The 24,008-nt window shown below is 41.3% G+C and carries 25 protein-coding genes and 1 tRNA gene; 5 read left to right on the forward strand and 21 right to left on the reverse strand.

Features of this window, described 5'->3' with window-relative positions; translation table 11 throughout:
• Positions 1-85 precede the first annotated feature (85 nt).
• The 10 genes from VK497_03825 to VK497_03870 form a co-directional block, all read right to left on the reverse strand.
• The gene (locus tag VK497_03825; GenBank protein ID HMI09494.1) at positions 86-1,288 is read right to left on the reverse strand and encodes an MFS transporter; all 1,203 of its coding nucleotides are present in this window, start codon (positions 1,286-1,288) and stop codon (positions 86-88) included.
• A gap of 307 nt (positions 1,289-1,595) precedes the next feature.
• Positions 1,596-2,129, reverse strand: coding sequence for a DUF84 family protein (locus VK497_03830; GenBank protein ID HMI09495.1), 534 nt, complete (start codon positions 2,127-2,129; stop codon positions 1,596-1,598).
• Positions 2,130-2,389: 260 nt separating this feature from the next.
• The gene (locus VK497_03835; GenBank protein HMI09496.1) at positions 2,390-3,112 is read right to left on the reverse strand and encodes an SDR family oxidoreductase; all 723 of its coding nucleotides are present in this window, start codon (positions 3,110-3,112) and stop codon (positions 2,390-2,392) included.
• A gap of 376 nt (positions 3,113-3,488) precedes the next feature.
• A complete protein-coding gene (locus VK497_03840; protein ID HMI09497.1) occupies positions 3,489-4,508 on the reverse strand; it encodes a hypothetical protein in 1,020 nt (339 codons plus the stop codon).
• A gap of 78 nt (positions 4,509-4,586) precedes the next feature.
• Positions 4,587-5,429 (reverse strand): hypothetical protein, encoded by an 843-nt coding sequence (locus VK497_03845; GenBank protein ID HMI09498.1) that lies wholly within the window; start codon positions 5,427-5,429, stop codon positions 4,587-4,589.
• 4 nt (positions 5,430-5,433) lie between these two features.
• Positions 5,434-5,802: a hypothetical protein gene (locus VK497_03850; GenBank protein HMI09499.1), complete on the reverse strand. Its 369-nt coding sequence runs from the start codon at positions 5,800-5,802 to the stop codon at positions 5,434-5,436.
• Entirely contained in the window at positions 5,799-6,479 is a 681-nt protein-coding gene (locus VK497_03855; GenBank protein HMI09500.1) for a hypothetical protein, read from the reverse strand. The genes VK497_03850 and VK497_03855 overlap by 4 nt, the downstream gene beginning before the upstream one ends.
• A 2-nt stretch (positions 6,480-6,481) precedes the next feature.
• A complete protein-coding gene (locus tag VK497_03860) occupies positions 6,482-7,354 on the reverse strand; it encodes a hypothetical protein (protein ID HMI09501.1) in 873 nt (290 codons plus the stop codon).
• 44 nt (positions 7,355-7,398) lie between these two features.
• Positions 7,399-9,114 (reverse strand): hypothetical protein, encoded by a 1,716-nt coding sequence (locus VK497_03865; GenBank protein ID HMI09502.1) that lies wholly within the window; start codon positions 9,112-9,114, stop codon positions 7,399-7,401.
• 340 nt (positions 9,115-9,454) lie between these two features.
• Entirely contained in the window at positions 9,455-9,871 is a 417-nt protein-coding gene (locus tag VK497_03870) for a hypothetical protein (GenBank protein ID HMI09503.1), read from the reverse strand.
• Between the two features lie 581 nt (positions 9,872-10,452).
• On the opposite strand from VK497_03870, the gene VK497_03875 reads away from it, so the two are divergent.
• Positions 10,453-12,009 carry a recombinase family protein gene (locus VK497_03875; protein HMI09504.1) on the forward strand — a complete coding sequence of 519 codons (1,557 nt, stop codon included), beginning with the start codon at positions 10,453-10,455 and terminating at the stop codon, positions 12,007-12,009.
• On the opposite strand, the gene VK497_03880 is transcribed toward VK497_03875, so the two are convergent.
• The 3 genes from VK497_03880 to VK497_03890 all read right to left on the reverse strand — a co-directional run bounded on the left by VK497_03880 (position 11,987) and on the right by VK497_03890 (position 13,706).
• Positions 11,987-12,063: transfer RNA gene (locus VK497_03880), tRNA-Gly, on the reverse strand. The two genes, VK497_03875 and VK497_03880, sit on opposite strands and share 23 nt — an antisense overlap.
• Before the next feature lie 198 nt (positions 12,064-12,261).
• Entirely contained in the window at positions 12,262-12,930 is a 669-nt protein-coding gene (locus VK497_03885; GenBank protein HMI09505.1) for a Type 1 glutamine amidotransferase-like domain-containing protein, read from the reverse strand.
• A complete protein-coding gene (locus tag VK497_03890; GenBank protein HMI09506.1) occupies positions 12,927-13,706 on the reverse strand; it encodes an inositol monophosphatase in 780 nt (259 codons plus the stop codon). The genes VK497_03885 and VK497_03890 overlap by 4 nt, the downstream gene beginning before the upstream one ends.
• Positions 13,707-14,283: 577 nt before the next feature.
• On the opposite strand from VK497_03890, the gene VK497_03895 reads away from it, so the two are divergent.
• Positions 14,284-14,784 carry a hypothetical protein gene (locus VK497_03895; protein ID HMI09507.1) on the forward strand — a complete coding sequence of 167 codons (501 nt, stop codon included), beginning with the start codon at positions 14,284-14,286 and terminating at the stop codon, positions 14,782-14,784.
• Positions 14,785-15,242: 458 nt separating this feature from the next.
• Here the strand turns inward: VK497_03895 and VK497_03900 are convergent, their stop codons facing one another.
• The 7 genes from VK497_03900 to VK497_03930 form a co-directional block, all read right to left on the reverse strand.
• Positions 15,243-15,440, reverse strand: a complete 198-nt coding sequence (locus tag VK497_03900; protein ID HMI09508.1) for an antitoxin VbhA family protein — start codon at positions 15,438-15,440, stop codon at positions 15,243-15,245.
• Positions 15,441-15,558: 118 nt separating this feature from the next.
• Entirely contained in the window at positions 15,559-16,077 is a 519-nt protein-coding gene (locus VK497_03905; protein HMI09509.1) for an NYN domain-containing protein, read from the reverse strand.
• Positions 16,078-16,473: 396 nt separating this feature from the next.
• Positions 16,474-16,734, reverse strand: coding sequence for a type II toxin-antitoxin system mRNA interferase toxin, RelE/StbE family (locus tag VK497_03910; GenBank protein HMI09510.1), 261 nt, complete (start codon positions 16,732-16,734; stop codon positions 16,474-16,476).
• On the reverse strand, positions 16,731-17,018 hold the full coding sequence (locus tag VK497_03915) for a hypothetical protein (GenBank protein ID HMI09511.1): 288 nt from the start codon (positions 17,016-17,018) through the stop codon (positions 16,731-16,733). Before VK497_03915 ends, VK497_03910 begins: the two co-directional genes overlap by 4 nt.
• A 617-nt stretch (positions 17,019-17,635) precedes the next feature.
• The gene (locus VK497_03920) at positions 17,636-17,887 is read right to left on the reverse strand and encodes a hypothetical protein (GenBank protein HMI09512.1); all 252 of its coding nucleotides are present in this window, start codon (positions 17,885-17,887) and stop codon (positions 17,636-17,638) included.
• Positions 17,863-18,213, reverse strand: a complete 351-nt coding sequence (locus VK497_03925) for a hypothetical protein (GenBank protein HMI09513.1) — start codon at positions 18,211-18,213, stop codon at positions 17,863-17,865. The genes VK497_03920 and VK497_03925 overlap by 25 nt, the downstream gene beginning before the upstream one ends.
• 418 nt (positions 18,214-18,631) lie before the next feature.
• Entirely contained in the window at positions 18,632-19,780 is a 1,149-nt protein-coding gene (locus tag VK497_03930; GenBank protein HMI09514.1) for a Fic family protein, read from the reverse strand.
• Between the two features lie 393 nt (positions 19,781-20,173).
• Between VK497_03930 and VK497_03935 the strand changes: the two genes are divergently transcribed.
• Positions 20,174-20,896, forward strand: a complete 723-nt coding sequence (locus tag VK497_03935; protein ID HMI09515.1) for a hypothetical protein — start codon at positions 20,174-20,176, stop codon at positions 20,894-20,896.
• Between the two features lie 224 nt (positions 20,897-21,120).
• Here VK497_03935 and VK497_03940 read toward each other — a convergent pair whose 3' ends face one another.
• A complete protein-coding gene (locus tag VK497_03940) occupies positions 21,121-21,912 on the reverse strand; it encodes a hypothetical protein (GenBank protein ID HMI09516.1) in 792 nt (263 codons plus the stop codon).
• Positions 21,913-22,055: 143 nt separating this feature from the next.
• Between VK497_03940 and VK497_03945 the strand changes: the two genes are divergently transcribed.
• Complete coding sequence (locus tag VK497_03945; GenBank protein HMI09517.1) at positions 22,056-22,979, forward strand: hypothetical protein; 924 nt, start codon at positions 22,056-22,058, stop codon at positions 22,977-22,979.
• A gap of 281 nt (positions 22,980-23,260) precedes the next feature.
• Entirely contained in the window at positions 23,261-23,968 is a 708-nt protein-coding gene (locus VK497_03950) for an alpha/beta fold hydrolase (GenBank protein HMI09518.1), read from the forward strand.
• Positions 23,969-24,008: the final 40 nt, after the last annotated feature.

The following is a 24,008-nucleotide window of genomic DNA, read 5'->3' on the forward strand; positions in this document are numbered from 1 at the left end:
AATTCATGGTGCAGCGGGCGCTAAAAAGTTTCCACGAAATCAGTGGTGAGATAGAGCGATGGAGAGAGATTTTGGCTGTTCCCTATCAAGAGTATTTATTAGCTAAGTGAGGACTGGGACTTACACTGCTATTCGTTAATCTGAATAAGGCAACGACTCGAGGTATACATAAGATTGCGATTATAGAGGCAATACACATCGCAACAATGAACGGTGATTTCTCGCCGTAAAACGCAACTAGCAACCCGAAAGTAAACTGTCCTGCCGCGCTACCGCTATCACCTACGATGACATGCAGGGCTGATCCTTGTTTGGTTTGGTTATCCTCTAACGCGTCAAACGCCAATGATTTAATTGCAGGGGAAGTACCCCGTGCAAAGAGACCTAGAGCAAAAGTTAAAACATACAAAATCCACAAAGAATGTGCAAACAAAATCAACAGTATTGAAACAACCAGCCCTATTTCAGCAATTCCAACTGCTTTTAATCCCGACAATCGGTGTGCGAGTATTCCTACTAGCCAGCGCCCGCTCATATATCCTAGGAAAGTAAAAGCCTGCAGAAGTATGCTATTTTCCAATGAATAACCTTTGGCAAGAAATAGAAGTGGAAGAAAGACAAACAGTTGCGAACTACAGAATGAATCTAGGAATTCAAGTGACAAGAAAAATTTGAACGGCCTATTATGTTTGATTGCCTGTGCAGTAATTTTCGGTGCAATATTTGTTTTCACAGACTCTTGGCGTGACGCATAAAATAGAAAAATAATCGCAAACAGCGCAATTAAGGCGACGGCTGCTTTCATCGCACCTAAAACAACTAATCCAGCAACGACAAGCGCAAAAGCAACCCTGACGATGTCAGCAACCATACTTAATCTTGCAATCATCTTGAATCTATTTCCACGAGTAGTCATATTCGCAGTGATTGCGTTGACACCCGAGAGAGCCGTTCCTGATGCTACGCCCATTACCCCATAGGCCAACATGAGCAGAGCAATATTCTGAATGCTAAGAGCGGCGAAAACAATACATGAAGCCACCATCACACCAACAGCCGCTAGCTGCAAGACATGACGTGTAGCCAATTTATGCAGCCATCTCACGACGGTTACCGCACCGACAATCGTAAAGACAATAAAAGTAGCCCCAATATATCCGATCGCCTGAGCATCAATGAGTTTCTCGGCATACAGTACAGGCAAAAGCACAGAACAAAATACAGGAAAACCTTTGGAGAGCGCAGTTAAAATATAGAGGTCAAATGACCTTTTGGGATGTCGTTTCATCAGCGTCCATCATATCATAAGCAGAAGTTTTGACCATAAGGGATTCTAACCCCATTTACAGAGATACATATCGAAAAAAAACACACCTCTCGGTGTGCAGTATCTGTTATCTAAATTGGTGCTGGATTGCAGACGTATTTATAATTGTTAACACAGAGAATGTTAACAATTATAAATTAAGTAATGTAGCTAAAACTTTTAACTTGCGGTCAGGTTTAATCCATTAGACAATATACTAATGGATTTTGCTCAACAAGCTCAAGTCTGCTGCAATATCTATTTTCAATTGCCAGGCAGCAATGCCGCATTATGTTGTCTCCACATCCATCTGGGCTAAAACCTTAAACAGCGCCTGTTCGATCAGCTCTGCTCTTGATATCCTCCCATTTGTAAGATATGATGGCGGATCTTTTTCAGTAAAGCCATGTTCTGCCTGCAAGAGGACACCAAGATCAGCATATTTACTTGGAATCTTATCCATCATTTCTTGTGGGTATTCTACTCCAAGATCTATACCTACCATGCTCATACCACCAGGCTGTCTCTCGATCACCACCACCTCACAGCCTTTCCAATTTGCACCAGGAAATGGTTTTATCACACCACTCTCGCTCGTCACTAGATAACCAGATTTCTCGTCCACGAGACGACGGAGTTTTGTGTGTCTATTTTGCGCTCCTTCATATATTTCTTGAATGGATAGCGGCTGAGCCGCCACATCAGATTCTACATCAAAACCAATGGTTTCGATTTGAAGCCCTATTCGAGCAAACGCCCGCTTTACAGCAGTATGCTTTATCGGACTTTGACTACTGACATATACATCTACGATTTCGCTCATCCTTGTTGCTCCGCTGCTCCTCTTAATTGTATAGGAAGGATGTTGTCACCTTCCTCATGTTAATAGTCTACACTGAAATGGATAAGCACATAAGAGGCCCTAACGGATTCAAAAGATGAAACTCAAAAGAAAAAGATACGTATCTCTCAACGTATCTAATCTGTTATAAACTCTTAGAATACATTATTAATAACTCTTCTTTGAGTATCCCGAAGCTATTAGGACCGCAACCTTCAGTTGAAACTATTATTTACTAAAAGCTATTTATCCTTGATATTGAAGCCTCCGTCAATCAATAAATCAGTCCCTGTGGCATATGAAGCATCGTCAGAAGCCAAGAATAAAACAGCCTGGGCAATTTCTTCAGGTTGTGCAATACGACTTAGAATTGTCTGTTTGCTAATTTTGTCAAAAATTTCAGGAGGCCAGCTCTTTGACATATCTGTTTTAACATAGCCAGGAGAAACACTATTTATACGAACCGTTGGAAATTCCTTTGCTAGTGCTTGCGTCAGAGCAATAACTCCCGCCTTGCTAATGCCATAAGTCAGGCTTTTCATACTTGTGAGACTATAGTGACCTTTAATTGAAGCGATGTTTACGATTGAACCGCCCCCACGTTCAACCATACCTGGAATGATTGCTTGAATACAGTGTAGTGTACCAAGGACATTCACCTTGTACTCTTTAAGGGCTTGCTCATCATCGGCATCTCGAACATCGGTATTTCGCGACCTACCAATCCCTGCGTTATTAACAAGAATGTCAATTACGCCTAGTTTCGCAATCTCCGAATCAACGGCTTTTTTATCTGCGACATCGAAAAAGGTTTTTAATGAACCTTCAATTTCCTTATGTGTTTGGTTGAGCTCATCAGAGTCCGTACTTGCATGGACTATGACTCTGTAGCCTTTTGATGCCGCAAGCATAGCAACCGCTTTGCCTATACCTCGACTGGAACCGGTGATGAGAATTGTCTTCATACCTTGATTATACAGGAGAGGAAGAATCTAAGAGATATAAGGTAGAAATATAAAAATAAAAGACATCTTATGACATCTTTTATATATAAATTCAATTGGTGCAGCAGATGGATAAAAGTTTTCACTTGATAAGAGGTGAGCTAGATCGTTGGCGGTTGATCCTTGAAGTTCCTTATCAAGAATATCTACAACATAAGTAAGTGTCGGGACTTACACTCTGTACGCTCAATAGTATGTATTTTGTCTGCGATACCATCATGCAGCGAGCTGATGAACCGTTTATGATTTAAAATGAGCTAGTGATCTGGCGAACTTGTTCAGCCTCTATAATTCTATTATACAATATCGGCCTATCGCGCTAGAAAGCTACCGTTGCCTAAGCCCTCTTTTTCTTACCGTTACTTTGCGTAGTTGTATTAGTATTATAATGCCTCTCAAACAAACCGATGCTCATTGTATCAGGCATAGCAATTCTATCGCCATTGTCAAAATCGAAAAGCTTATCCATATCTAGGGTATTGAACGCTTTGACCTGCGTATCTTTTGGCTGGGGTATTCGTAGTCGTGATTTATGAAGTGCAAGCATATTATGAAGCAACATCCCCGACAAGTAGGTACTGGTAAACCTCTGTTCCCATCTTATAAACTTAAAGGTTCGTGAAAACTGCTTAATAACCTTGTCGGGTGTCTTTTCTGTTTTTGAACTAAGATACATAAATGTATCCTGCTTGTCTGCGCCAATAACCTTGCCGTCATCTATCTGGAATCCAAACTGAGTATCAAGCAGGGCTGCACCGTGCTTATAAACATTGTAGTCCTGATTATTTAATATATCTGAGCCAAGTCTGACCAGCATGTATACCGCATTAGCTATGCCTTTTTGCCACTCCTCATCACTAAGTGTTGAATACAGCTCCCTCGGACCGAGAAGTATTTTTGCTACTTCTTCGTCATGACTACCTTCAAAATACTCCCTCTTAATCAGCTTGTCGATTCTGTCTTTAAACTCTCGAAAACTCTGCATTTGCTCAACTCCAACCCATGGACAGTCAGGATTTTCAATATGAGCAAAGAACAATCTAAAGAATGATTCTATAGCGTGGTAGCTATTGATAGCGAGCTCTCTTTTGGCATAGCCCTCTAACCACTTGCTATCTATATCCGAATCTTTCACTGTCAACTTGCCTACGCTAAAGCCCTTATCTAAGTGCTCCTTCATCGGCTGCACGTCTGCAATGAAACTAGCTAGAACAACGGCTTTATTTACAAAGTAGTCCTCGTCATATTCACCATAAAATTGCTTGTTAAGCTCAGCGATTGGATTATTTGGGTCGTCTAAAGATAGTGGGATAAAAGAGTCTTCATCCGCTTCGTTTGGAGGTGTCTTGTCTGCCATATACCTATAATAAGCCAGTTCTAACAGTACAGAAAGTTATAGCCGCCACAAAGCTAGATTTTGCCTTCTAATTGAACTTTATTTTTTATCTATTTCGTAAATATTTGCTCTTGGCTTAAGATAGTAATCTCGTAATCCTAATTCCCAAATTATAAATAGTTTTGTTATGTCGGAGATAAAGATATTGTTGATTTCAGCTTCCAGATGCGTCTCTTCCTCTACGTAATAGTCCGTTCGATCGCTTGCTTGATGAGCATGTGGGTGGCGTAGACTATCCAGATATGCAAGAGATTCTATATTACCGGTATCATTATTCGGTCTTAACATTCCCATTTTATGGAGTATGCGAATTGCAAATAGATTTGACCGAGTCGACGGCATTCCGTATTCCTTAAGTAGCGCAACAGAATCAGGCATACTCATCTGTACCTTCTCATGTATAAGGTCGAGTAGACGCCAATATTGAGTGTACGCTTCGGTCAAAAGTTTTAGCTCTTGCAATTCATTTGCCCGTGACCAAATAAAGGCTGAATTAAAAAAACTTCTCAATTTGGCTTGTCCGATATTTAGACCGGAAATATCTTCTAAAAGTTGCATACCCATATTTCCAAACTTTTCCGAAACATGCGAATTTTCAGCAAGCAAATGTTCTTTTCTCTCGTTATGTCCACTTGTACCGTAGTTTATTTCTGTAGTTAAAATGTCGTAATCTTCAGAATAGACATGTTCAAAGCAAAACGAATACAAAATACGTATTTCTTTTGAGACACGTTCGTAAGAGTCTTCGCTTAGTCCATCCTTCAAATTTGCTACAAGACTATGTCCACCGACGCCATAAGTTGTAACCGCATTAAGTAACTTGAAGTTTGTAATATTAACGTTGACGCCTATATCGGGTATATTAGATCGAAATTGTGCCATGTTATTACACTCCTGATCGTCCTCTACCAACGCTCACCCCAAAGAAGTGTGAGAGCATACTAGCAACCTCTTCAACGGCGTTTTTGTCGATTACTGCATATTGCTCTTTAGATTCTGCACTACCGTGAGTTTCTACTTCCTCTATTACATAGGTATCATTCATTTGCTTGTGTAACGTGAGACGATAATGTTCATTACCGCCAAAGCCTTTATATATGTGGAGAATGCTGTTTTCCATAAAACAATGCCAATGATTTTTGGACTCATCGTTGCCGGCACTTAACTTTTCGTAATCATCGTTACTGATTTCCCAATGTACGGGAATAGTTCGGACTTTTTCTAATGGTTTAAATTGGCGATCTAGGCTGCTCATTCTAATTCCCTTTTCTTAAGTGTGGCGACAACTTTATCAAATGTGCCTACACCATTCTTATTATCAAGATTTGCTCCTGAAATAGATACATTCTGCCAGCTATTTAGTTCTAAATAAGGGTAGCTGGCAAGATTAGGTACTGCTTCGATCCACTTATCTCTTGCGCGCATGATAATAATTGTCTTACCAAGCCGCATAGCCTCACGCACGAGGTGGAACTGATACTGTTGCGAAGGAACGTAATGCTTGTTATATGTGTAGGTCACGGAGTGGTATGGGAAGAATTCAATCATCATTACCCCTTGAGCCAATTCATCACGAGTAACACCTGCTTTTTCGAGTGGCTTCAGCCTAGCCGTCCACCACTTGTAGCCTCCTGTTTCTTGAACCCTAGGTGACAAATAAAGAAATCCAGAATTGGTACTATGATCCAAGTTGGCGCGGGCTTCATGAACCCAGTAAGGATTATCGAAGTTAGTTGTTGCGTCTGCTTCCTCAAACCCTGGATTAAGTAATAGGCAAACCACTTTTGCTGTTTTGATGTCTCCTCCGTAAGGTTCTGGAAAACCATCGAAACGAAGACCGTCTCGCTTATATTTCGGGTTGTTCAATGTCTCAATATCACAGGGTGCGACAAACGGAGCTTGTTTTGGCAAATCTAACCAAGGATTGTCCATATTTAGTTTGATCGCCCCTTAGGTGATTGTACAGCACGGAAATGTCGAGTATCAAGCAAAAACACATCTCCACGTAACTTATGCCACCTATCAATACATTCGAGAACTTCGGCCACAGCATCCACGAGTAACCTCCTACCATCATTGTTAGCTAGCATAGGAAGCGTATATTCCGCCCTATATTTACCAATGTTTATATCGTTGAATGCAGCTACAGCAAATTGCCCGGATTTCTTTGTTTTTGACATAAGCAAATACCGATTTTCAAACTTATTAACTTTGTTAAGCTCGCTTCCGTTTATTACTTTGTACTTATCATCGGGTTTACCATTTGCTTTGTAGTAACGCGGTTCGGTAGCGGTTTCAAGCTGTCTTATGGCGCCTATGAGTCGTATGAAGTTATTACGTTCTTCTACATTTAGATTATTGTATGTCAGCTCACTAGAGACTAGATCATTGATAGCCTTTTCGCTTTGCAACCAGTCTGTTGCCAGAAAGAATACCATTACACTATTCACTTCAACACTCTTGAGCATTTTTTCTGGTGTCATTTGTAGTAACTTGAGTACCTTATTTAATCCTGGCGTTGGTGTACCAATTACCAGCGGCGCTATGCGATTTAATAATGTAAGCAGTTCGCGATCGGCTTGCATCTTCACATAATCAGATAGGTCTTTATTTTTTTCCGCTTCTGCCTTCTCCCTTACTTGCTCATAAAGGAAGATGACTATCGGTATGATAACAAGACTGGCACTAACATTTACCAACAAGTCCGATAGCTTTCCGTCAAAAGTTAGCGATACCAAGAACAGCACTATGCCTGCCGCCAGAGGCAGTACGTATGGGTATTTGTTTATTACTAATTTTATATTCATCGTAATTCAATGCTAACACTAAAGATACGATTATCGCATCTGGTTTAATTTTTCTTATCTGACGGGTTTAGATTTAATCCGAAAGTTGTTCCTAAATTGTCACCAAGTTCTATTAAGTAATCAGTAACATCGCTGTGCTCTAAGTCTGTAGGGTGTTTGATAATGATTTCCATAGCTTCACTACTGAGGTCAACACTGCCGATATTTTCGCTGATTAAACGTATTGCTTCATCGGGTATTGATTTAGTCCTCAAGAACTCTGCTGCTCCTCGAAACTTACTACCTGCTGCATATGCTCCGACATCCATCATTGCTACTAGGCAATGCTCCATCTGCTCTTCAAGGTTATTCTTCTTAGCAATGTCGTAATGTTCTTTCAGTCGCATTATTGAAAGGCTTGCTCCCCGAATATTGCCCTCATCAATCGTTCGTTCTGCGAAAGTTTTTATTTCGTACATCAATGAGAAAAGGGTATTTCGATTATCGGTATCGCGCTCCGAGTCAACGCAATAAGGTGCAAGTTTGTCAGCGATCACATACAGGCAGTCGTAATGTATCAATGGATACATATCTGGTCTACTTCTTTCAAATGCATACCCAACACCTAAAACGGCGTTCATGAGGGCGCTGAACTCAGTTTCATACATAATGTTCATGAGCATTTTTTCTTCAGGCTTACTCCCAGACAACATCCTCTCGCCAAGCCAGCCTAGACATCTGTCAATGTTGTCCGCCGTTTCCTTCATTTTTTCCGTCTCAATACTGGTCTCGTTAATAATACCCTCACCAGCACTACGGATTGCCGACATGACACTTCTGAACACAGCTGGCTGCTTACCCATATATTCATCTCCAACGTCTTGCCATAAGTCTATTAGAGGATTGAGCTCATTTACACTCTTCCTTTCAACCAATGCAGTCGCGATGCGATCAGTACTTTCAACTGCTTCAAGCAGAACACTCTGTAGTCCGTGTGCACCTGCTAGTTCTATGCAATTATCGATAATTGCTGAATAGTATTTAACGAGTTCATAAAGTATCTTGTGGTGCTTTGATTTCGTTACATCAATTATTACTTTCTCTAGAGATCGTAATGCGGCTTGCGAAGCCTGCAAGTCGTCTCTACGAACCGCTTGCATTAGATAACTTTCTAACGGTAGCAGCGGATTTTCTTTATCAGCTATCTTAGTTTTTCTCCGATTGTAATCTTCAAGTTTCTTTTCGTATTCGGCATTTATTTCTTCGTCACTACGTTCGTCAGTATCATCAGCTGTAGCATTAAAGAACCTTATATGAATTGGAGGCGTGGGCATAGGAAGATAGGCGTCTTCAAAATAAGATTTGATTGCATCGGGTGTTGTTTGCTTAGACAGAAAGTCCAATGCGTTTGATGGTATTAGATACTTGGTTTCTTGAATTATTGCCAAGGCCAAACCTATAAACGTCGAGATGACCAGCAATAGGTTAAGGATCGCAAACCATTCTGAATGTACAATAGCGTCTGAATGTGCATTAAACCAAAGATAGTTATGCCTGTCGAGTGATAGCAACAAGGTTGCTAGTGATGTCGACAAAATGCTAATAACGAGTAGGATGCTAGTGGTTACGAACGACACCCCTTTAATCATTCGCTGCGTGCTCTTGAATGAGAGTAATGGCCTAAGCACTTGCATTAGGGCGATTAGTCCAGCAAAACCTATGCCAAACACTGTAACCTGTATAACGAATAACGAATTGTAGTAGCCGCTTAAGTCACTCATATTCTCTCATCATAACATTCGTACCAATCACTTGCTACAACCCCAGTAATTGCCCCCCCGTCAGTCAATTATTTCCCTACTGTGTCTCGTGCTTTTTTCGCCGATCGCCGCCCAACTTTTTGTCGTAAATGCGGCTCCTCTTCATCCTTGTCCCTAAAATTAAAATATATGACAATGAGACCCATAAGGAAACCGATAGCACCCATTGAGACTGTAAGGCCAATAGTAAGGATTAAGCAGATTAGTGCTGCTATAAATCGTTCTGTTTTCTTGTTCTTTTCATTCATATAAATATAATATTTTTAGCTTGGCTAGTATTTTTTTGGCCTCAAACATATCTTTATTTCTCTACTTTCCTCTTATTCATTATTTTAGTAGTAAATTTATAAAACCAGATGGAAAAAGCTACAGTTATCGCAAAGGCGATAGCAATCAAGATAGTACTGTTATAGTTTCCATAATTCACGCCATCAGTACCCTTAACATTTCCAAAGATAGCACTTCCAGCCGAGGCCAATAAGATAGTTACTACATTTATAACTGCCACGGACAAAACTGCATCGACTACGATTATTATTAGCTTACGAACCATAATGCTCCTGCTGCTACTTGCAGCGTTATTAGTAATTGTTTTCGTGGCAATCAAAAAGCCCGCCACGAGTGATGACCTTTCGGCCATCCATAATCCTTTCGGACTACGACAACGGAAAGAAGTACTCATGACGAGCTGTTTCTTTCCGTTGATTTGATTGACCATGCCACCGCTAAAGCAATGGTTTAGGCCATAGGCGACGAGTCGCTTGAGGATTACTATATAACAATCAGGGTAACTATTAAAGCACAAGCCGTTCACTATTCCCGCTACAGGCGGCGAAGTTATAGTGCAGAGGTCTTAATCTTTGAATTCGTTGTATATTTATCAACAATATATATTGACCGTGCAGGAATTTTTTTGGGCGTAAATCGCTGCTCTCCCTATCGAAAACAACACCGTTACACTTGACATATGACAAACATAAGCGTATAGTTGGACATAGAACTAAGTCCCCAGAGTACTTCGGTACACCCATTGTTAATTTTTGTTTTATGGGGACGAACAGCATAAGAATTCAATCAGTCCCCTCATTGTTCAATGAGGTAAGGAAGATAGGATTTTTATGCCTTTTTCTTTACAGAATAATGAAAAGATTCTAGATTCAGGAACAGAAGAACGTATTCCTGAGATTAGTTTCAAACAAAAGCGAAAACAGGATGCCTTAGACCTTGCATTATTGGTCTACGATATGTACAAGGAAAGTCAGATGAGTGATAGGATTATGGAGATTAACAGGAGTGACAATGACTAAAAACATACTCGCAATAGCCAACTATCGTGTTTCAAGTGACGAACAGCTACTCAATGACAGCCTTGCACGACAAAAAAGGTCTGTAGAGAAAGCTGCCGACGAACTTGGCGTTAAAATTGTACGCCATTGGTCTGGAAGCGTATCAAGTAAAAAATGGGCTAACTTGGATCGAGATGATCTTGAGCAAATGCTTACCGAATGTCGGCACAACCGTGCGATTAAATATGCCATTTTCGATGAATTGGATCGTTTTATGCGTTCAATGCTTGAGTTAGCTCACTTTATCGTCGAATTCAAAAAGCTAGGAGTGGAGGTAAAGTTTGCCTCACAGCCTAATCTAAAAACAGATACTGCTTCCAATACCCTGATACTCATGCTTGAAGCCTTCAAAGCGGAAGGCAGTAACGAGGAAAGGCAAAGAAAGTCTATTGCAGGGCAGATCAATGCCCTACGAGACGGCCGGTATCCATTTGCTCCTAAGCCAGGCTATATGGGTGGGCGAAAAACTGGTGTACCAGCAATACACCCGATCAAGGGACCCGCATTACAAAAAGTGTTATTAGACATTGTTAATAAACATGTTACGCCGTCGCAAGGTTTGATCGACTTGAATAATAGTGATTTCATGAAGGGTGGTCATTCATTATATAAGATGGATAAGTTCCGTAAGATCGTAACTGATTCATTCTATGCAGGTGTAGTCGAAATAGATAAACAAGTGAAGTTTCGTAATGAAAATGGATTACATGATCCCTTAATCACTTTAGAACAGCATTATGAACTCGTAAGAATAATGGACAAGAAAAAGAAAGTCCAAGCTGGTCCAAGGAAGAATGGCAATCCCGACTACCCATTGAGTAACTTAGTTACATGCAAACTTTGTGTCGGTAAATCAACGATACCAAGATATGCAGGATTCAAACATAGCAATGGGAAAAGTAAGACACTTGTTTATCACAAATATAGATGTCGGTCATGCAATAGATACATTCCAAGGGAAGAACTACATCCAAAAATTGAACTCCAATTCCAGAGCAATCCGATCACACAAGATGGCGAGCAAGATTTTGTCGAGGCATTAGACATAGTATGGAAGCGTAAAGAAGCTCAGGCAAGACAGGACGCGGTGCGATTGAATGAAAAAATCAAAGATGTAAAAAATGATATAAATAACCGTGCGATGGCGGCCATAGACCCATCCAATCTTTCCATTAAGTCGGAGATTTTGTCGAATGTCGCAAAGCTAAAAAGCGAACTGGAAACCCTAGAGGAAGAGTCATCTGGCTTGGTCATTAAAGCTGATAACGACAAGGAGCGTTTCTTGCAGTTTGCTTTCAGTTTTGTACGTAACATGGGCAATCGCTTTCTTGAAATATCTCATGAGAACAGAGTGAGGTGTAAACAAGTCGTTTTTCCAGCAGGATTTCAACTCGACGCAAATAATAAAGTTTACACCCCCGAAATTAGCCCTCTTATCACCTTAGCCACAAACAAAAAAGACCTTCCAAAACTTGAAAAGTCTCTTATGGTGCGGGTTAAGAGACTCTAACTCTCGACCTCATCCTTGGCAAGGATGCGCTCTAAACAACTGAGCTAAACCCGCATATTACTTCACAGATTATAGGGGAGAAAGGGTGATATTGCAAGGGGTTTTGAGTTCTATCGGTCGGCACTCCTAGACGGCGACCAACTATGGCCTCCCTATTTCCGATCAAAGAAAATTGGAACTGTATGTTTGAAGATTTGATAATCTTATCTGATCATTTGGATGAGTTAGATATCAAAGGAGTAATCCAAAACTCTATTGAGTAAGTTCCCCGTCAATAATCTTCACAGTGTTGTCACCAATTACGTATGTTGAATCGCCATCCACAACAATTGCTGCTTCATCGCTTAAGCCGTAAATAACTCCTTTATAATTCTTGGCGATTTCTAGTAACACTTCTTTGCGGTTATTGGGGAAAAGTTTAGAGTTAAGATGTGGTTTAATAGCCACATCAACTAAGCCAAGATACTCATTGATGTCATAGTCATTTTCTTCGCCATATATTTTGGCGTACGCTTCAGTTGAAACTCGATTGCACATAACCATCGAACCTGCACTACTGCCAACATATACTTTTGTCTCAAGTAATTCTGGAAGCAATTTGTCGAGACCTGCCTTTTTAATGACACTCATCAGGTAATCGGTATGACCGCCGATAACGAAAATCACATCAGCCAACTGGAGCCTTGTCTTAACCGTTTCAAGATCAAGCGCGAGAAGGTTCACTAACTCTATACGGCCTTTGAAATTATCTTTTATTTTATTGAGATCATCCAAGACCCAACCATGGTCCCCATGCTCAACAGCGTATGCTTCGTTTATAACAGCAAAATTGATTTCGTTCTGAGGTTTTCCCGCAAGCTCGACGCATTTTGCAATAATTTCAGGCGTACAAAAGCCATTTGAGGTGAGAAGAAGCTTCATCCTAAGAATTCCACAAGCTCATTGTGTATTGTCCCGTTACTTGCGATTACACCTTCGGCTTCTTCTGAGAGAGTCTTTCCTTTCAGGTCAGTTACTTTGCCGCCCGCTTCCTCGATGAGTAGCTGACCGGGTAGATAATCCCACAAATGCAGCCCAACTCGGAAATGGAAATCAGCAATACCTTCGGCAATATCACAGAGTAAGCGTCCAATACAAGCATTAATAACATGAACATTCCGAACGTTGAGAAGTGTCTTTTCGTACAAAGCAAGATTTTCTTTGCGAATTTCCATCTTAGAACTCATGTGGGTGTTGGCATACATCGATGCGAGCTTTAACTCACTTGAAACATGCAGTAATTCACCATTTTTTGTTGCTCCGTTACCTTTTTCGGCAATATAGAGCTGTTCAATAATCGGGAAATAAATGACACTTGCTATGGGTTGATTGTCTTGCAAGATAGCTATCATCACACAAAAGTCTGGACTTCCTTTGAAGAAGTTACCAGTCCCATCTAAAGGATCGATCGTCCATGAGTATTCGCTACCTTCACCCTGGTGCACACCACTTTCTTCGGCAAGAATTGCATCTTGCGGGAAGTGCACTTTGATGCCGGCGATAATTGTCTGTTCAGCTTCTATATCGGCTTGAGTTACAAGATCGCGGGGGTTTTTATTGTTAGACTGTACGTCTTGACGAAAATATTTAAGTTCAATTCTTCCCGCTTGTTTGGCAAGCTGGACTGCGAGGTCGAGACGAGTGAAAGATGTTGTCATACAGTCAAGTATAACGTAGAGCTAAGATCGTTAATCTATATTCTCTAATAATTCCATACAGACCCTACCAGACTTGAACTAAAATAACAGAGACGGTCAAAACAAAATGTCCCAGGACATAAATCCTGGAACATTTTGTATCTGTTGATAATTTTGGTGGACCTTACCAGACAAAACTGGAACTGTGTCTTCTACGGTCTCCAGATTCTTTATGGACGTTTGGAGCAACTAGATATTGGAACCGTCATCAAAAAGCAACAGCGAGGCATTTATTAAAATTTCCAAATGCCATCTTTAAGAATTCTGTTAATCTTAGGAATATCTAGCGATCGAAATGAACGCTTCTATTGACTTATTTAATTATATCTGGTATAATTAAATACGGTTCCTCGGAAACCTTATGGGAGTCTGAGTTGAACAGAACCTTGCTACTTACTAAATTGTGCCTTCCAGTTTGCCGTTCAGGGTAGCAATCTTGCTATGTTGAACGGCAAACTGGAAGAGAGTCCAGTTTCGCAACTGGCGGCAGAGAGATCGCTGGTATGGGGGAGCCCTAACATACGTCTAGGAGATGACCATGTCAAACTCACAGAACACCCGCACCACCAAGCGTCACTTCTACCCGAAGTTCCTGACCGGACAGCGCATCCTCGTGCTCGTCCTGGTCATGTTCATCGCGGCGGCAGCCGGCATCCTGCTGGCCCGTCCCGCGCCGAGCAGCACGCCGACGGCGACCGAGATCGCGCAAGCGGTCAACGGACCCGCCACGTTCCAACGGCCTGGTGTCATGGAGTACGTCGTCAAGACGAACTCCTGCATCGTCGGAGGCACCGTGACGTCCGCCAACTGGCACGTCGGTGCCAAGACCGTGGGTGTCGACGCGGTGGACTGGAAGACCGTGGACTACACCGCGTTCACGTTCAAGGCAGACAACGGCCAGGTCTTCACCGTCTCCGACAACGACGCACTGTTCATGGATCCGGGTGAGAACCTGGGGCTCGAACTGGACTGCGATCCCGCCACGATGAACACGGCAAAGTCCTTCGGGATGATCGCCATCATCTTCGGCGGAAAGTAGCTCCGGCTGATCCTTCGGGATGAAGCCGTGAGTTGGCCCAACTAGTAAGACAGCAAGACGTCGGTGGACGACGTAAAGCCACCCCCCTGATCATCGCGATCAGGGGGATTTTCCTTTTTTGACTAAGATTGGTAAAGTCTCTATGTTTGCCCATCTATAATATTCGCTCTGTAGGCCCTCCCAGACTCGAACTAAAATAACAGAGATGACACAAACCAAAATGTTCCAGGATTTATTTCCTGGAACATTTTGTATCTGTTGATAATTTTGGTGGGTCATACCAGGGAAAACTGGAACTGTATTTTTGATGGGCTTGTTGTTTTATGCGAGCGGATAGAAGGACTATATACTGGAGCGACTCTTAGATAATGTAATCAATGCTGGACGCTATTTTTTAATAATTGCTTAGTCCAGCGCTTGATCTTAGCTTCATGCTTTTCTTTACTTCGGGCATATTCCTATAAAGACAATCCCGTTATGTATAGTGATTCGTAATAAGCGCGTATCTTTTCTGCTGCTTGCTTGGCGGACATTTTACCTAAAACATAGTCACCAGCAATCTTTTGAGATTCCTGTGAAACTTTTAGGCCTTCGAGTTTTTCGTTGGCGATAGCTTGTTCGACAATTTTTCTTCGTTTTTGCGTAGGTGAATTCATACTTATACTTTAGTCTACAGATGGCTTCCTGTATTGCTTTTCTTTGTCGGTTGTGCTATTATTTAGATATCAAGACGAAAAGAGTTCCGAACGGTTAGTTGCCTAAGGAGCTCTTTTCTTATTTCTTGGTCTTGGTACGAGCTATCTTTCGCTTCACGTCTTTATCATCAAGATATGCAAAGTATGACGCCCCTATTTGCTTGTAGAGTGACGACCGGAATTTCTTATTCGGAAAGAGAATTTTCTCCAGTTTTGACTCTTCAATAAGGTAGTCAATTAGCATCTTATAATCTCCGTCACCAGAAACAAGCACTATTTTGTCAAAATCTCGATCTTTATGGAGACGCTTCATGACTGAAAATATGATATCGGAATCAACGTTTCCCTTCTTATTGCCAATCATTGCGGAATTATGCTGTCTGAAAACAAGAATAAAACCAGCATTCTGAATGTTTTCGTAAAGCTGTTCAATTTTTAAGCCTTCCTGTACATATCCAAGATAATAAAATGCCCTTTCGACCTTGTATTTCTCGCGAAGGTAAATTCGAAATTTATACAAATCAACGCCCCAGGAAGGCTCGGCACTCGCCGTGCCAAGATGTAAATTTTGACCATCAATGTAACAATAATTTTTCATAAGGTGTTTTTATTATAACATTGTTGCATAAGCACTATTCTTTCCGTATGAGATATCCTGTAATTCTCTAAAAGTTTCGGGCGTTCTGTACTTCTACAGAATGGCTACGCTAAAACCCCATTTTACAAAGCTTTTTTGAAGTTGATCGAAACAATAATTCCGTACAAACCCTCCCAGACTCGAACTAAATTACAGGGGCGATTTTACAAACTAAAAATCCGAGAACTTAATTCTCGGATTTTCGTATCTGTTGGATAATTTTGGTGGATCATGGCAGGGAGAACTGGAACTGTATATTCTCTGACCTTCAGATTCTTTGTGATCGCTTGGAACAACTCAACACTGAGACTACGCTTGGAGAGGATGATTTATATATAACGAGCTGCCATTCATGAACTATTTGTATAGCTGACTATGCGTACCAATATGTGTAAACATAGCTGTTTCATCATCTACCAGGTAGTAGATAGCTCTATAGTCACCAGTAACATCAATACCGTAGCTCCCTTTGTATGGAGTATTCAGCGCGTGGTTTCTTAATACGTAGTCAAGGGGATCTTTACTGAACCTCGTGATGCGTTCAACCATCTTTTCTTTTACCTTTGAAGAAAGCTTGCTAGCCATTTTATCAAAGCGTTTATGAAAAACTACGTTCATAAGGAGTTAAGATGATCTGCTACTTCGTTAGGCTTAACAAAAACCTTCGATATGTTTTTATTTTGTTTGTAGTCGTCAATCGCTACGCTAAGCTCATGCTCGATTTCTGGTCGTAAACGAGGAAAAGCCGACACAGTTAACGAACGACTGCGGACGAACTCTTTCAGGCTTGCTGATATTACAGTGGTAAGCGGTACACCGATCTCATCGGCTAGGTCCTGAGCTTCACGCTTTAGGGCCTTACTAACCTTTATGTTGATGATAGCTTTATCTAATGTATTCATATACCAAAGTATATACAATGGTATATACTTTGTCAAGTATCAAATTCCTACAAAAATAATGGTAGTGGCTACCTAAAATCTACTAGCCATATAGCTGTTTGCTTCCTGTGACTGCTGCCTCATAGTCTCACAAAGATATGTGAGTACACACGAGACTACCTCTGTTTAATTTCATACGACTGTTTTATTGTATTTTTTAGAAAAACAGTCGTTTTTGTCGTATGAAAAGTAAGTTATTATTAATAATTAAACTACCTACACTGAGTCTTCCCCTCCCAGACTCGAACTAAAATAACAGAGGCCACACAAAACGAAAAGTTCTAGAAAATAAATTCTAGAACTTTTCGTATCTGTTGATAATTTTGGTGGGCCATGCAAGGGAAAACTGGAACCGTATTTTTGAGGGTTTGATTGTTTTATACGAGCGAATAGAAGAATTAGATATTGAAGCGACTACTTGTACTCAATAATTTCGGATTATTACCAATAAGACTACTATTTGGAAACTTTAGTAGAGGGAGATTTTGCAATCGTAATTTTTACTAGTTTACGAAATGTACTTGCTTTCATGTGACTATTATACCACCTCACCCGCTTCTTCAATAAGGATTTTGAGTTTACTTTTGATCGCCACGCTTTTTACGCTTAATCAAGATCACTATGCCCCATACAATGGCTACGGGCACAATTATGTAAAGTGCATAAATTATGAATGGTAATATGAGAAAAAATATATTAACTACTTGGTCTTGGTTCATCTGTTTCTCCTCTTTAATAATTTCGTGTTGCGGTGCGGGACGGCGGCGGAATCTCTCCGCCGCCGTCCCTCCTCCGTCAGGAGGTGTTACGGCTGCTCTTCCCGCTGGCACTTCCATCCGAAGATGGTGTGCTCGTAGACGGTGGCGACCGATCCGGGCCACTTCGCGTTGCAGTAGGCCTGGATGTCCAGATCCCCACCGAACGTGACACCGGCCGGGATTGACAGGTCGTAGCACGTCAGGGAGTACGGGTTGCCCCAGTCGATGGACGTGGCGCCCGTGCTTCCCTGGTAGCGGCACACGGACGTGGCTTCGACCGGGTACAGCACGTAGTAGCCGGACTCGGCCGATGCCGGAGCAACGCCGATGATGCCGATGCCAGCCGCAAGGCCAAGCGTCGTCGTGAGGGCAAAGAGCCCTCGCTTAATGGTGTTCATTCTTCACACTCCATGGTGTGTGTCGGACGTGAACATAGGAGATTAATATCAGGGACTCATTCGGATCTGTCGAAGAGTGTGACAATACAGACATGAATGGATTTCACATCTGCTCTCACCTCTAAAGATTATGTACAATAACGTCTTATATTGCAAGGTCGAGAGACTCCCAAAGACTAGACGAGATGGAAATAGGCCAACTGCTCTCCCGCCCTCCCAGACTCAAACTAAAATAACAGAGACGGTGCAAAACAAAATGTTCCAGGAAATAAATCCTGGAACATTTTGTATCTGTTGATAATTTTGGTGGATCATGCCAGGGAAAACTGGAACTGTGTTTTTGATGGGTTGATTGTTTTATCTGGGCATATAGAAGAAATGGATATCGAGGTACTTATAGAAGTCTAGCCACTAGGTATTAGTTATCACCATCAAATAGTGACAGATAATCTCCGTAAATCCATTTCTGTGCATACACATTTTCACCTTTCTTCATTGGTGAAAGGATACCTATGCCGACAAGTCGTTCAATAACTTTATAGCCGCCTCGCTCCGTGTAGCCTGTCCATTTTACAATATCTGCAATACCAGCAATCGGAATTTTGTACAAGTTTTCAAGTACTTTAACAGTAGCTTCAGAAGCCGTACGATTAAGCATCTGAACCTTGGCCATGTCACGCTCTCGAAGTTTTGTAATTGCAGCACAGGTAGCAATGGCGGAGTTAGCAATCTCAATAACACCATCAAGAAAGAAATCAAGCCATTCTACCACTTCTCCATTATGATAACCATCGAGCTTCTCATAGTATAGTTTCTGATGTTGCTTGAAATATGAAGATAGATAAAGAATAGGCATTTCTAGCAAACCTTTATACCAAAGGAACATTGTAATAAGCATACGACCAGTGCGTCCATTACCGTCATTAAATGGGTGAATTGTTTCAAACTGGGCATGTAAAAATCCCGCCTTAATAAGAGGTAAGAAGTCATCTTCTGCATGAATAAATTTCTCAAACTGGTCAAGAGCAGTTTTCATCTCATGAACTGGAGGCGGAACATATTTTGCATTATCTGGCCGAGTACCAGAAATCCAGTTCTGCTTAGTGCGAAATTCACCTGGATATGCAGGGTGGGTTACTCTAGCATTAGTCATCAATTTTTCGTGAAGTTCGCGAACAAATCGAAGGGTAATCGGAAACGTTTCGGCGCGTTTAAGCCCATAATTTAATGCATCAATATAATGCAGAATATCATCTACGTCAGCTGGCAAATTAATACTCGGCTCTACATTTTCCCGCTCAATTGCATCCATCATGGTAGCATTCGTGCCTTCTATTTGGCTCGATGATGATGCATCCTTGCGGATAAACATTGTCAGAAACCAATCCTTATCAGGTAATAATTCAGTAATACCATCTAATTTACCGAGCAGTCGAACTGCTTCTGTATGTTTAGCAATTATCTTACGGTCTAGTCCCAAATCACCTCCTGGCGGAAAGTCATTAGGTATAAAAGCTTTATAACCTTCTTTTTGGTGTACGTATTGTCCAATTAAAATCTTGTTCATATCTTTATCTCCAATATGAACATTATTGCATAAATCGTTCACATGTGCAAGATACATATGAACGATTTGTTAGAAAAATACAGGACAAAAAGTTTATAATCAAACAGTCATTATAAACTTGAATATTTTCTCTGACTACTCGTACCAAGCCCCGCCCTCCCAGACTCGAACTAAATTACAGGGGCGATTTTACAAACTAAAAATCCGAGAACTTAATTCTCGGATTTTCGTATCTGTTGGATAATTTTGGTGGATCATGGCAGGGAGAACTGGAACTGTATTTTCTCTGCAACCCAGGTTTTATACGAACGCTTATAGAAACTTAAGCGCTCTTGATGAATCGGAATCTCTGGTCTATAGACAAATAGGGTATTTTATGTTACAATAAAAGTCATGTCCGAGAAATTGGAATTACTACAGCCCCGCTCAACTGAAGAGACACCCGATTCCGATGTGCTCCCTACTATTGAGTGTGCGCTAGGGGTTGGGCAACTTGTCGATGATATCGAGATTGATGCCCATTATTTCGCAAGTCTTATGAGAGAGCACGGTATGAGCGATGAGACTATAAGCGATAGCGTCATCAAGGTGAGTGATGATCTCATAATCACAAGAAAAGATAAAGATAAAGGAAATGAAATACTACAATACGGCGTATATACACACGACAAACAGACAGCTACAGTATGGCTTGGTAGTATAAAAGATGGCACTGATTACGTTAAGGAAAAGCGTGATAGTGAAGACCCTCCTCGTCCGTATGACAGTAATAGGTTTGGTAGCCGCTGGGCATCCGAAGTTACCGTCCATGAAACCTCTCACCGTATAGATCATGCTACTGGGGATGAGTGGCGCGAAGAAAAATACGAATATTATGCGCAATTTGCCCCCGAACGACGAGTTCTCAAAGCTATAAGGAAGTGTTTACACATGACCAAGAATACAGATTTAGGTAGGATCGCTAATGCACTTCGAGTGCGTGAAGTATACAAAAACCCTTCGCATGAGCAATACCAGAATGCACCTGATGAATTACGAGCAGAAGAGCTAAGTGATAGAGAGTCAGCTAACTGGAAAGAGAATGACGACTTTCCTATACGCGTCAAGTTTAAATAGCAGATCGTCGACTCTCGCCCTCCCAGACTCGAACTAAAATAACAGAGGCCAAAAAAACGAAATGTTCCAGGAAATAAATCCTGGAACATTTTGTATCTGTTGATAATTTTGGTGGGCCACACCAGGGAAAACTGGAACTGTGTTTTCCTAGATCTGCAAATTTTATGCGAACAGCTGGAAGAGTTCGATATTGAAAATGTTATAAGTTGATAGTGATGACATATTTAGTTACTCCGATCGTTAGGTTGTTTTAATGTTTTCTCTCTGGCAAAGCATTTTTCCAACTTGCCGTTAATATCACTGAAGTCTTTGTCGTATAAGCTACATCCATACCCTTGATCCGTACTACCAATCCACATTGTTATACCGAGAGAAGGGTGGGCGACGTGCTTACTAAGAATAAATTGCGCCACTTTATTAAGCTTACTAATTACTTCTTGCTTATCATCAGGACCAAGGCTTTGCGGTACATTTAAACGGAGATTGACACCATATATGAATTTATTATTATACTTCTTGATTGCGTCCCCTAAGCTCGGTACATTGCCTCTCACAGGATTGTCTTCTAATGATGAGATTCCTGCATCGACATCAAAATCAGGCACAGGCTGATAAACTGTTTCTAGAAATGCTTCAGCTTCAGGTCGACCTTCGTATGCCCATATGGTAGCTGTATATGTATCAAAATAGACACCCGTGTTTCGACTTCTTCCTACCTCAAAAGTTAAGTTGTTATCGTTCGCAGGGTGGGCAGTACCAACTCTTTGTCCCGGATCACCTATCGAAACACCCTTATCTTCTAAATATTTAACTTTAAATTCTTGGCCGTACTTATCTTGTAGGTATTTTCCCATACCGGCTGTATCGATCGCCACACCTCCCCAAAATATAAGAAACGGTATTACAATAATGAGAGCTAGCCCCGCTCCAATAACTAGTGCGCGTTTATATGATTTGTGTTTCTTTGGGGGAACCATGTTACTGTTTTGGACTTGCTGTTTTATTGCAACTGGCATATCTTCCCCGTTTCTTGATAGTAATGGCATCTTTGACTCACTTTAAATATAGGTGAGATTTTTACAATAAGCAATATAAACTACCTGTATATTTCCGACTTGGTAACGTACAATAATCCAAAGAAGTATAAGGAAAAACAGACATGCAACCAAACAACCCTGATTCTGACCAACCGACTGAAGATCCATCTCAAAACGGTTCATCTATGAACCGGACGATTCAGCCCCTATCGTCTGAAGACGATATTCGTAAAGCAGTTGAAGCAGCACGTATAGTGTCACCTACTTCAAACCAGACCGTAAATCAGACAGGTGCACCGACTCCTGCAAGTAACGCCGAACCAACAAACACTTACGAACAAAGCACCCTCATTACTGAGCCAATACACCGACCGCCACAGGTAGTGCCACCACAGTTCCATGCAGCCTCGTCACAACCACTACCTCAGAATAATAAAAACAGCAAAGCTATTTTTATCGTCGTGGGGCTTATCATAGTCGCTGCACTTGCTATCGGTGCCTATTTTTTCCTTTTTAGCGGCAAAATAGCAGTGGGCGATTTAGTTCAAGAGACCCTCCAGCAGACCACATACAAGCGACCAAAGCAGTGGCATCCGGTAGGTACGGACGGAGCAGGCTGGGGAGATTTAAAGGCTGAAAACGGTAAATCATTGGCCTTCGTAGCCGTTAAAGAGTTGCAACAAACACCGCTTCCTGCTGGCGCATCTGATGCGATGTACGAGCAACTACGAACACAACTTGCGAGTCAAGCATCCGTCACTTCGATACAATCTACATTTCAAAAAGGCGTCGAATTCTGCACATCCGCTATGACATTTAAAGCTGAGCCGGACACGAGACAAACCAAAGCTACTATTGGTTTGTCTATTATGACGGGGTCGTGTAAAAGAAAAGATGGTGATTTTACTCTGAAAATTCGTATTGTTGCAGGTTTCTCCGATAGTCAGATTAGAGCAATCGCTCTTGGTGCAAGGAACGTAGACTGGGACAAAAATAGTGAAGCATTCCAGGCTATTCTAGATAGCGTGGGCCAAGTAAATAATTGATAGTACGGATCTCCTTAGCTGTAGATTCGGAAATATTTTTATATCGTATAATTTTTTAGACCCTCCCAGACTCGAACTAAAATAACAGAGGCGGCACAAAACAAAATGTTCCAGGAAATAAATCCTGAAGCATTTCGTATCTGTTGATAATTTTGGTAGGCCACACCAGGGAAAACTGGAACTGTGTTTTCGATGATTTAACGCTTTTATACGAGCGGCTAGAGGAGTTGGATACTGAAGGCAACCCTCCAGATTGAATTAGATATGTTATAATATATTTAATGACTAAAAAACAAATCACAATTCCAGCTACTGGATACTCAATACAATCCGACTGGCATGAGGGTATCGACAACAAAAATATTCTACTGACATTTGTCGGCTTTGGCTCAAGCAAAAAAAGTAATAGCGACTTTGTTGCAAAGGTTGTTTCTGACACCGGCATGAGCGCGCTTGTTGTTGACCTATCAGGTCATGGCGAAAGCCCATTTGACGTAAATGAGACAATGCCAGCACAACACGTGCTCGAAGCTACCAAAGCATACGACTGGATCAAGGCAAATTATCCAGAAAGTGCCGTTCACGTTATGGGCACGAGTTATGGTGGGTTCGTTGCATCGTACCTTAGTAGGTTCCGTGCGATTCACAAGCTTATTTTACGTACACCAGCAATTTATGAACCAAAAGATTTTTATACAGAACATCAATATATTGATAAAATCTTTGTCCGTGAGTACCGCCGGAACACCGAGGCTTTAAAGAAGCATCCGCTCTTTTTACAGAAGCCGCTGGCGACTATGTCAACGTTGCTTATTGTTCACGGAGAAGACAAAAGCGTACCCCACGAGACAACTGATGTGTATGAAGCTAATTTTGCAAACGAAACCTACGTTGCGAAAGGATTTGCTCATCCATTCCGTGATCCGTCTAACCCAGCAGAAGGCGTTGTTAAGTATTACGAGATTGTCGCAAACTGGCTCAATAAGTAGTTAGATAAATTTGTTACAATAGAACATTATTGCTTATATA

The sequence above is a fragment of the Candidatus Saccharimonadales bacterium genome, assembly GCA_035317825.1.
In the GTDB taxonomy this organism is placed as follows: Bacteria; Patescibacteriota; Saccharimonadia; order Saccharimonadales; family Saccharimonadaceae; genus DATHGB01.

Bases quoted from the DNA above. Each gene is read 5' to 3' on its own strand.
- VK497_03915 (HMI09511.1), bottom strand. From the start codon at position 17,018: ATGAATACATTAGATAAAGCTATCATCAACATAAAGGTTAGTAAGGCC.
- VK497_03875 (HMI09504.1), top strand. From the start codon at position 10,453: ATGACTAAAAACATACTCGCAATAGCCAACTATCGTGTTTCAAGTGAC.
- VK497_03890 (HMI09506.1), bottom strand. From the start codon at position 13,706: ATGACAACATCTTTCACTCGTCTCGACCTCGCAGTCCAGCTTGCCAAA.
- VK497_03910 (HMI09510.1), bottom strand. From the start codon at position 16,734: ATGAACGTAGTTTTTCATAAACGCTTTGATAAAATGGCTAGCAAGCTT.
- VK497_03855 (HMI09500.1), bottom strand. From the start codon at position 6,479: ATGGACAATCCTTGGTTAGATTTGCCAAAACAAGCTCCGTTTGTCGCA.
- VK497_03850 (HMI09499.1), bottom strand. From the start codon at position 5,802: ATGAGCAGCCTAGATCGCCAATTTAAACCATTAGAAAAAGTCCGAACT.
- VK497_03935 (HMI09515.1), top strand. From the start codon at position 20,174: ATGTCCGAGAAATTGGAATTACTACAGCCCCGCTCAACTGAAGAGACA.
- VK497_03865 (HMI09502.1), bottom strand. From the start codon at position 9,114: ATGAGTGACTTAAGCGGCTACTACAATTCGTTATTCGTTATACAGGTT.
- VK497_03830 (HMI09495.1), bottom strand. From the start codon at position 2,129: ATGAGCGAAATCGTAGATGTATATGTCAGTAGTCAAAGTCCGATAAAG.
- VK497_03900 (HMI09508.1), bottom strand. From the start codon at position 15,440: ATGAATTCACCTACGCAAAAACGAAGAAAAATTGTCGAACAAGCTATC.
- VK497_03870 (HMI09503.1), bottom strand. From the start codon at position 9,871: ATGGTCAATCAAATCAACGGAAAGAAACAGCTCGTCATGAGTACTTCT.
- VK497_03905 (HMI09509.1), bottom strand. From the start codon at position 16,077: ATGAAAAATTATTGTTACATTGATGGTCAAAATTTACATCTTGGCACG.
- VK497_03930 (HMI09514.1), bottom strand. From the start codon at position 19,780: ATGAACAAGATTTTAATTGGACAATACGTACACCAAAAAGAAGGTTAT.
- VK497_03840 (HMI09497.1), bottom strand. From the start codon at position 4,508: ATGGCAGACAAGACACCTCCAAACGAAGCGGATGAAGACTCTTTTATC.
- VK497_03835 (HMI09496.1), bottom strand. From the start codon at position 3,112: ATGAAGACAATTCTCATCACCGGTTCCAGTCGAGGTATAGGCAAAGCG.
- VK497_03925 (HMI09513.1), bottom strand. From the start codon at position 18,213: ATGAACACCATTAAGCGAGGGCTCTTTGCCCTCACGACGACGCTTGGC.
- VK497_03825 (HMI09494.1), bottom strand. From the start codon at position 1,288: ATGAAACGACATCCCAAAAGGTCATTTGACCTCTATATTTTAACTGCG.
- VK497_03895 (HMI09507.1), top strand. From the start codon at position 14,284: ATGTCAAACTCACAGAACACCCGCACCACCAAGCGTCACTTCTACCCG.
- VK497_03945 (HMI09517.1), top strand. From the start codon at position 22,056: ATGCAACCAAACAACCCTGATTCTGACCAACCGACTGAAGATCCATCT.
- VK497_03940 (HMI09516.1), bottom strand. From the start codon at position 21,912: ATGCCAGTTGCAATAAAACAGCAAGTCCAAAACAGTAACATGGTTCCC.
- VK497_03845 (HMI09498.1), bottom strand. From the start codon at position 5,429: ATGGCACAATTTCGATCTAATATACCCGATATAGGCGTCAACGTTAAT.
- VK497_03885 (HMI09505.1), bottom strand. From the start codon at position 12,930: ATGAAGCTTCTTCTCACCTCAAATGGCTTTTGTACGCCTGAAATTATT.
- VK497_03950 (HMI09518.1), top strand. From the start codon at position 23,261: ATGACTAAAAAACAAATCACAATTCCAGCTACTGGATACTCAATACAA.
- VK497_03860 (HMI09501.1), bottom strand. From the start codon at position 7,354: ATGAATATAAAATTAGTAATAAACAAATACCCATACGTACTGCCTCTG.